We start from the raw sequence: 1,422 nt of genomic DNA, 5'->3' as shown, positions 1-1,422 counted from the left end.
GTCTCGCCATAGTAGTCATTCTGGTTCATCTCCTTATGCGGGTTAGGTTCCCACACACAAACCATTAGACACTCTCGACTGCGCGGCAGCACTGGAGACCGACGCCGATTCGGAATCATTCGCAGCCTGATTCGTGTCACCACTACCCGGGTTCGAGCAGGCCACCAACAATAGACACGCTGCCACGATAGGGACAGTCAAGTAGGAAATGCGCATCATCACATGCTAGCGAAAAAGGGCCCACACAAGATAGCCCCTCGAAAAATCGGGCCGCGACGACTCCAAACGCGTCTCGGTACGCCTTTTGTTAGCACATTGTGGGGAAGACACCACGATCCAATCTCCAATATGAGCAACGAAAGTATAAATCCTTTAGCAGGAGATATCCTCGTCAAACATCTTCTGATCCACCTTAATGGCAACGGCGGCTCCAGCACCCATTGCCTGCGGAATTTGATCTGGAGAACTGATGACATTTCCTGCAGCCCAAATGCCCTCCAGCGACGTCATCCCAGAGTCCGCTTTAACCCAACCATTTTCTACAGCGCATCCAGCTTCCCTTATAATCGAGTCATTGGGAACAAATTCTGGTCCCGTGAAGCAAGCCTCGTATTCCTTCTTTTCCTTCCCAACATCAAGTACGACGCCGCCATCAAGTCGCTCAGATTCTGTAACCCCTTGCACCAAATTAGGTTCAATTGTGATTCCTAGCGATTCCATCAGACGTTTTTCTTCCGGGGAAAGCGCCAGCCCATGTGGATAGAAAGTCACTCGATCCGTCCACTTAGTGAGCAACTTCGTTATACGGAAAGTAAATGGAGGGTTTTTCCCACCAATAACGACCAAGTTCTTATTTTTAACTTCATAACCATGGCAATAAGGGCAGTGAAAGACTCGGTTGCCCCATAACTGTTCAAGCCCTGGGATGTCCGGCAATTTGTCAGTGATACCCGTAGCTACGATTACATGGCGCGAGTAGACCGCCTCGCCGCTTTCCAATTCGGTTTTCCACCCACGAGTGTCGCCATCAGCAAGAGCGAGCAACTTCGCCGTTTGAGGAATAACCTCTCCGCCGAACGATTGGAATTCATGGCGGCCGCTTTCCAGCATTTGAATAGGTGAGGCTGAATCAAATCCCAAAATCCCGTGGGAATGCTCGCTAAACCTATTCCGTGGCTGATGTGAGTCTACTAAGGCGACAGACCGATTCGCTCGAGCCAAGGTAATAGCCGCAGAAGTGCCCGCGAATCCGCCACCGATAACTACTACGTCCACTCTCATGGAAATCTTTCCTCACCCCACTGCTGAGTCATCAATAGTCGCAATTTCCTTACCCTACTTTAAGTCGGGCCCGAACCCCGGAAAGTGGACACGGGGATTTAATCAAGATGCGATAGTAAGTGTAGCTGATCCGGCGGCTTC

Annotated in this window: 1 protein-coding gene; it reads right to left on the bottom strand. The window is 50.6% G+C overall.

The window, feature by feature from the left end:
• Positions 1–372: 372 nt before the first annotated feature.
• Positions 373–1,281 (bottom strand): NAD(P)/FAD-dependent oxidoreductase, encoded by a 909-nt coding sequence (locus ABRP93_RS11595; RefSeq protein ID WP_349888020.1) that lies wholly within the window; start codon positions 1,279–1,281, stop codon positions 373–375.
• Positions 1,282–1,422: the final 141 nt, after the last annotated feature.

It is taken from the genome of Corynebacterium sp. KPL2850, assembly GCF_040225855.1.
Lineage (GTDB): Bacteria > Actinomycetota > Actinomycetes > Mycobacteriales > Mycobacteriaceae > Corynebacterium.
This window is presented reverse-complemented; position numbering and strand designations above follow the sequence as displayed.